Annotated in this window: 1 protein-coding gene; it reads right to left on the bottom strand. The window is 43.3% G+C overall.

The window, feature by feature from the left end:
- Window positions 1–210: 210 nt before the first annotated feature.
- On the bottom strand, window positions 211–5,908 hold a 5,698-nt coding region (locus CWC17_RS17145; RefSeq protein ID WP_171042106.1), incomplete at its 5' end, for a beta strand repeat-containing protein.

The following is a 5,908-nucleotide window of genomic DNA, read 5'->3' as shown; positions in this document are numbered from 1 at the left end:
GCTATGAGTATCACTAATAATAATCCGTACAACAGTAAATAACACAAATAAAACCAATCCGCATAATTAAGTGATCTCCTTTGAGGCTGGAAAAACGTGTTGTTAGCTAGGTAAAAAATTCGCTATTTAGTTGTTCTAAATGAGAATTTTTAACGCTGATAACGACACGTTTAGCCCCACAAAATGATTAAGTATTATTGCGGGTTGGTATTATATATCCGTTTGATTGTTACCATTTTCAATTAAGTGTTTAATCATTTCCTCTGTTTGGTTTTGAACATCAACGGCTGGCGCTGCCTCATCAACACGTCCTCCACTTTGTGCAGGGCTATAAGCAATTGCAGAGCCTTCTTCGTCAAGTAAGTTATTTAATGCAAGCAATTGCTCTGTTTCAGAGTCAATAATTACATCGTTTAAATTAAGTGGCTCTGTTTCGCTTACTTGTACAACTTGCTCAGATGAACTTGTCATACTTCCTATATTTTCAAGGTTTATCGTTTGTGTGTTTAACACGCCATCGCTCTGCGTATCTCCCAATGCCGACTCTTCGCTAAATGACGAAGGCATAGTATCGCCAGCACCTGAGCCAGATTGTGACGTGTATATATTACCAGACTGTTCTATCTCATTAGCAGTATTTTTGATTAAGTAGTTTCCTACCTCATCAACAGTAACAAAGTAAAACTGCTCTCCTCCACCAATGTTCAGATTAGCTAAGCTTAATAACCCTCCCCATTCTCCATTGCTATCTGAAGTAAAGCTCCCTGAAAGTTCTAATACATCTAAATCTAGACCGAGTAAGTCAACACCCAATAACGAAGAGCCTATAATGTATACTTCAGTATCTGGCTCTGTTGTCCCTTCAACTGATGGTAATAAAAGACCCAATGCTGACCTAAAATCAGTAACCTCAAAACCTATTGGGGTTGTATCTATAACCAACCCAGATACGCTACCGCTTGAAGTTGTATTGCCAGATGTATCCGTTGCTACCGCTGTTACAGTGTATGCGCCATCAACTAAATCTGTATCTGGTGAAGCACTCCATGCCCCGGATGCATCAGCGGTTACTTGCTTAGTGACCTCAATGGGGCCGCTAAAGGTGACTAATATCGTTTCTCCAGCACCAGCAGTTCCTGTAACAAGTGGACTTTGATCCGCGGTTAGAGCGAGCCCTGAGTCAATTGTAATACCTGAGTCAATTGCGCTACTTGTGGATTGCGTACCTGTATTACCTGCGCTATCAGCAATGCTTACATCTACGCTGTAGTTACCCTCAGGAAGTACTTCTTCAGAGGTCACGCTCCAAGTTCCATCAGGACCAACTGTTGTTTGAACATTGTGAGTGGCACCCGCTGAATCAGTAAACATAACGACTACTAACGCGCCTGCGAAGCTTCCCGTTACTGAGCCTGTAACAGTAGGCGTAGTATCTTGCCCTACCGATATTGGGTCTATGACGACAGTTGGCGCTGTGTAGTCTGTACTTGACACCATAGTATCGCTAGAGGAGTTACCCGCAGTATCACTTATGGATGCTGTAGCACTAAAGCTACCTTCACTTAATGGAGTAGTCGCTGTTACTGACCATGTGCCATTGCCTGCAACTTGGGCAGTAAGTGTTTGTGAATCATTATTAGCATCAGTAATAACCACGCTCAGTGTTGTACCTGCTGGTGCATCACTTGTACCTGTAATGGTTGGTAGTGAGTTATTAGTCACTGGTAGCTGGTCAATATCGATTGATGGCGGTGTTAAATCAACAATGCCACTTAGGCTTGTAGAGCTTGTAAGGTTTAAGTTTTCGACTGTCGCATCAACCGTAAACGCACCTTCAGCTAATGGAGTGGTCGGTATTAATGTCCATACACCAGCAATAGCTTGAGTGTTATAGGTTGTTGCATTACCACTGCTATCTGTAATAACAACTTCTACATTACCGTTTATTACATCGGTAGTACCACTAATAGTAGGGGTTGTATCGCTTGTATCTATTATTGGGTTAATTAATAGACTCGGTAAAGTGGTGCTCACAACGCCCGTTTGCGTCACCGTTGCTATATTACCTGCATCATCAATACTAATGGCTTCTATGGTTAATTCGCCCTCAGCAAGTTCAGGTGCAACAATAAGCCACGTGCCATCGCCTAATACTGTTGTAGTAACTTCATAAAGTGTGTTTGTAGAGTCGGTAATATTAACCGTAATTAAGCTACCTGCCTCTTCGTCACTGGTGCCAGTAATAGTTGGCGTTAGCGTGTTAAGTACACCAAAGGCGTCTATTTCTAACGATGGCGGTATGGTATCAATCGTCACTTGCTCAGTAGCAGATTGGCCTACATTACCCGCAGCATCAGTAATACTTGCAAATATACTATATATACCATCAGGTAGGCTCGTGGTTAATAACGACCACGTGCCATCGCTCCCAACAAGGGCATCAAATACTGTTGCGTTGCCGTTACTACCAATTACTGTTACGTCAATGTCCGTACCCGGAGCTTCTTCTGAAGTACCCGAAATAGTTAGTATGTCAGTATTGCTGATGCTCAACGGTAAAATATCTACCACAGGTACTAACGTATCAACAACAAACTCAAGCGTTTGCGTTACTACATTGCCAGCATGATCAGTGATACTCACGTTGGCAACATGCTGCCCTTCAGCCAGCGCATCAACTTCTAGTGAAAATAGACCAGCTGCATTCACTGTTGTGGTTAGTACTGAGCCGCCGTCTAACTGAATTTCTACCATGCCATTAATTAAATCACTGGTTCCTTGAATGATTGGAGTAGAATCTGACGTTGTACCAATTACTTGTAAATCAAGCGTTGGCGAGATGGTATCTACTACACTGCTTAGCAGCTGTGTAGCTGTGATCCCGACTTCACTTAATACATTTACAGTTACAGTAAACACGCCTTCAGCAAGTGATTGAGGAACTTGTACTGCCCATGAGTTATCCGTCTGTACAATCGCAATGAGTTCTTGCACAACGTTATCACTATCAATGACTTCAACAAGTACTTCGGTGCCTGGGGCTTGGTCGGTCGTACCGCTAATGATTGGTAAATCCCCTTGCCCTGTGACAAAGTCAACCACAGCATTAAGTAATGGCGTTGACGCATCAACATCAGCCGTAGTTATAGTGGTTGTGTTACCTGCATCATCAGTTGCAGAGGCTTCTACAACTGATAGACCAATAACATTAACCGCCAGGCCTAGTAATTCCCAATCACCATTGGCATCGGTGGTAACATCGTATGTTAAGTCAAGTAAATCACCTGCAAGCTCTAGAGTTACCGTAACGGTTTTGCCTTCACCTAAATCAGATGTACCAGATAAAGAAACAAGCTGCCCTAGCAAGAACGAAGGCACAATAGTAAGCTCTGGCCCTACTGTATCTACTTCGCCACCCGTTTTACTATCTACCGAGGTATTTCCTGCACTATCAGTAATCGTAGCCGTAACACTGTAGACACCGTCAGCTAAAATGTTATCGGCAGCGGCTTGCCAGTCTCCATTTGCATCCGTTTGTACGGTAATTTGGTGCGATGCACCAACTGAATCCGTAAACGTAACGATAACGTTTGTATTTGGCTCGTTTGATGTGCCACTAATTAATGGCGTGCTGTCTTGGGTAAGTATTAATGAACTTTGATCAATACTAATTTCTGGCGCAATTGTATCTATATTTGCGTTAGTGGTATTGCTACCTGTATTTCCGGCATTATCAGTAATAAATACCTCAACTGAATATGCTCCCTGTGAAAGAGTATTACTTGCCTCTACTGACCAAGTCCCACCGGCTTGCACCGTTGTATTTACAGTATGCGCATTACCTTGGAAGTCTGTAAATACCACAGCAACCACATCTCCTAAGGCTGCACCTGTTACGCTGCCAGACACGCTAGGTGTTAAATCAGTACTGCCTACAATATCGTTAATGCTAACCACTGGCGCGGTTATATCAACCACACCGGTAGTGCTAGTATTTACAGGGTTGCCTGCGGTATCTGTTGTTGATGCATTTACACTGAATTCCCCTTCACTAAGTGCAGTAGGTACAGCTACTGACCAAGTGCCATTAGCTCCCACTGTGGCATTAACTGTTTGCTCAGCACCTAAACTATCAGTAATTAAGATCACAATTATTGCACCTTGTGGTGCCGTTGTTGTGCCCGAAAGCGTAGGGGTTGTATCATTGGCTGTAATTAGCGTGTTAATACTTAGTGCAGGTGCAGTTAAGTCTATAACACCACTACTTGTAGCATTGCTTGTTAAGCCATTTTCGGTAACGCTTGCAGTAACAGTAAACTCTCCCTCTGGAAGTATATCTGTCGCATCTACACTCCAAACACCGCTTAGCACAGTTGCAGTTAATGTGTGTGAAACATTATTAAAATCCGTTATAACTATTGTAATTTCAGTGTCATCAGCCGCACTACTTGTACCCGAAAGTGTTGGAGTTTGATCGTTTGTATCAACAATGGTGTTTATATTGATAGTAGGCGCATTAGTGTTAAGCGTAGCAGTTGTATCTACTTGCGTACTGTTCCCTGCGGTATCGGTAATGCTTGCTGTAACTGTCACCTGTCCATCAATTAATGGGGTCGTTACATCAACACTCCATAGTCCGCCACTCCCCACAGTTGTTGTATAGGTATCAACGCTATCACCATCAGTAATTGTTACCGTAACTAAAGTACCCTCACCCCCGTTAGAGGTACCTGTGATTGTTGGTGTACTGTTATTAATTGTACCTAATGCATCAATGGTAATAGTAGGTGCTTGTGTATCAACAAGGCCTGTTCCAGTTGCAGAGCCACTATTACCAGCATCATCAGTAATGCTAGCAGTAACACTATAGCTTCCTTGCGGTAAATTAGGCGCTGTTGTTTGCCAATTACCATCTACATCAACCGTAGCCGCTAACGTGTGTGTATCACCATTACTATCAGTAATAACAATATCTACATTTGTGCCAGTAGGTTCAGTTGATGTGCCACTAATAACTGGCGTATCTGTGTTAAACACCGTTATGTCGTCCAAAGTGACTATCGGTATCTGGGTATCAATTGTTAAGTCAATTGTTGTGTTAGTAATATTATTAGCATCGTCTGCAACATTAATTTGCGCCGTATAATTACCGTCGGTAAGTGCAACTGGTACCTCTACCTGCCAGTTGCCATCAACACCAACTACCGCAACAAAAGTTTGACCGTCAATGCTGACTATTACATCAGCTCCAATGGCATCACTGGTGCCTGATAGGGTTGGCGTTGTATCTGCAGTTGTGTCAATAGGGTTAACACTAAGCGTGGGTGCAATACTGTCTATTTCACCTTGTGTTTGCTCAGAGGTTAAATTACCAACATCGTCTCTTACCTCGGCGGTAACTGTGTACTGCCCTTGCGCTAACTCGGCTGGTACTTCAACAGACCAACTTCCATTAGCCTGCACAATGGCCGTAAACTGCTGGCTTTGACCTTCACTATCTACAACGGTTAGTTGTATCTCGGTTCCTTGCTCCATATCTGTAGTACCAGAAACCACTGGCGTTGTATCATTCGATAATGCATCTACAGTAACGCTAAGCGCTGGTGCTTCATTATCAAAGTCAAGTGAGTTGACAGTAACAACATTGCCGGCTGCATCACTTGCAGTTGCAGTAACATACGCAAGACTAAGCAGAGGTACTGTTATGTTGGCAAGTCCCCATGTGCCATCGGCATTCGTTGTTGCTGTGTAGGTAGCGCCTACAGCACCGCCAACAAGGTACTCGGTAATGGTGATCACTGACCCTTCTGGTAAATCAGAATCTCCAGAAAGAGAAACTAGGTTGCCAAGTAAGAACGAAGGAATGATCTCTAAGGTCGGTGGCGTTACATCCACTTCGCCCGTATCA

Source organism: Pseudoalteromonas sp. S3785, assembly GCF_005887365.1.
Classification (GTDB): Bacteria; Pseudomonadota; Gammaproteobacteria; order Enterobacterales; family Alteromonadaceae; genus Pseudoalteromonas.
This window is presented reverse-complemented; position numbering and strand designations above follow the sequence as displayed.